The sequence below is a fragment of the Salinibacterium sp. genome (genome assembly GCF_031364185.1).
Lineage (GTDB): Bacteria > Actinomycetota > Actinomycetes > Actinomycetales > Microbacteriaceae > Rhodoglobus.
Genome location: NZ_JANLVV010000012.1, coordinates 1 through 1,689, shown reverse-complemented (window position 1 = coordinate 1,689; position 1,689 = coordinate 1). Strand labels below are relative to the sequence as shown.

Annotated in this window: 1 protein-coding gene and 1 pseudogene; one reads left to right on the top strand and one right to left on the bottom strand. The window is 69.3% G+C overall.

All coding sequences use genetic code 11. The annotated features are described in order from the left end of the window. Positions 1-1,380 (top strand): DUF5719 family protein (locus tag RMN95_RS00950; RefSeq protein ID WP_309615105.1); only part of this gene is annotated, 1,380 nt, incomplete at its 5' end. Between the two features lie 57 nt (positions 1,381-1,437). On the opposite strand, the pseudogene RMN95_RS00945 reads toward RMN95_RS00950, so the two are convergent. Beyond that, a pseudogene (locus tag RMN95_RS00945) lies at positions 1,438-1,689 on the bottom strand (hypothetical protein); the annotation flags it as partial.

Genomic DNA, 1,689 nt, shown 5'->3' with positions numbered 1-1,689 from the left:
GCCGTGACGATCGCGGCATCCATGGTGCTGCCGCTGCCCACCGTGCAGGTCTCGGCGCCCGACACGCTCATCACCCCCGTGCCCACGGCGCAGCAGCTCGTGTGTCCCGGTGCGATCCTGAGACTGGCCAGTGACAGCGGTCAGGATGCCACGTCGGCATCCGGTATCGGACGCGCCGACGTGCGCACCGGCAGCAGTTCGGGGTCGGTCGACTCGGTGCCTGCCGCGGTGTCAGACGCTGGCACCGGCGCGTCGGAGGCGGCGCCCACGATCATCAGCACGCCACCGGATGCGGTAGACCCGGCGCAGCGCATCCTGCTGAGTGGGGCGCAGTCCCAGCAGGTCGACAGCGGAGACAGCGTGGGGATGGCCGCGGCCGACTGCGGGATAGCGTTCGGCGATAGTTGGCTCGTGGGCGGCGCCACCACGGTGGGGCGCACCACCCTGCTGACCCTGACAAACCCGACCGAGGTGGCGGCGACGGTCGACCTTCAGCTGTTCGGCGAGACCGGACCGATTTTGGCGCCGGGCACCAGGGGCATCATCGTGCCGGCGAGCGGGCAGCGCGTGCTGTCGCTGGCGGGCTTTCAACCTGGTCTCGTGTCGCCGGTCGTCCACGTCACCAGCGCCGGTGGGCAGGTGCATGCCACCCTGCAACAGTCCGTGCTGCGGGGCCTCGCTCCCGGCGGAATCGACATCATCGAGTCAACGACGGCGCCGGCGACCGTCACCGTGATCCCCGGCGTGGTCGTCACAGATCCCGAAGCGGTGGAGGCGGTGCGTAACTCGAGCACCGCAAGCGAGGTGCCGGAAGACTTCGCCACGGTTCTGAGGCTTTTCGCCCCGGGCGAAGAAACGGTGCCCGTCACCATCAGCGTGATGCCGGAGAACGGCGCGGCCTCGGGCTCCTCATTCGACTACCAACTTGCGGGCGGCCTGGTCACCGATGTTCCGATCCAGGAGCTCGCGGCTGGTTCCTACACGGTCACCATCGAATCATCGACGGCCACGCTCGCTTCCGTGCGGGTCACGTCCGCCGCGACGGCGGCCACCGATTTTGCGTGGTTCACGGCGGCGCGGCCACTGAACTCGGTCGCCCAGTTCACGGCGTCCACGGGACCAGCGCCGACCCTTCACCTCTATAACCCCACGGCGGTGGCCGCCGCAGTCGTACTGACGTCGCCCGGCGGAGCCGACGTTCCCGTCGCGGTGCCGGCAGGAGGCTCAGCGACGGTACCCGTGACGCCGGGCACGAGTTACGGGCTCAGCGGCTTCGACGAGCTCTACGGCGCGGTGAGCCTCTCCGGCGGCGGAATGCTGGCACGGTACACGGTGCACCCCCCCGGCGTGGGGTCGAGCCCGATCACGGTCTACCCGTAGCGGGGCTCACGCACCCGCGGCTGGTCGCCACCTCGCCCCGACGGAGCGGTCGGCTTTCTACAGGTGGCGAAAGCGGTCGGGGGCCAGATCCCACGGATCTTTGCCCAGCAGTTCTGCGACGGCCCTGAACACGCAACTCTCCACCATCATGCGCTTATGGAGGTCGTCGTAGCGGTGCAGCCGTGACAGCCTCTCGATGGGGAGGCGGTACAGGATGACACGGCGCTCCTTCAGCAGAACCCGCCACCGGTCGACGGCGGGGGTGGCGCCAAGTTCCGCGGGCATACCCGCCACCTCGAAGATGACGTC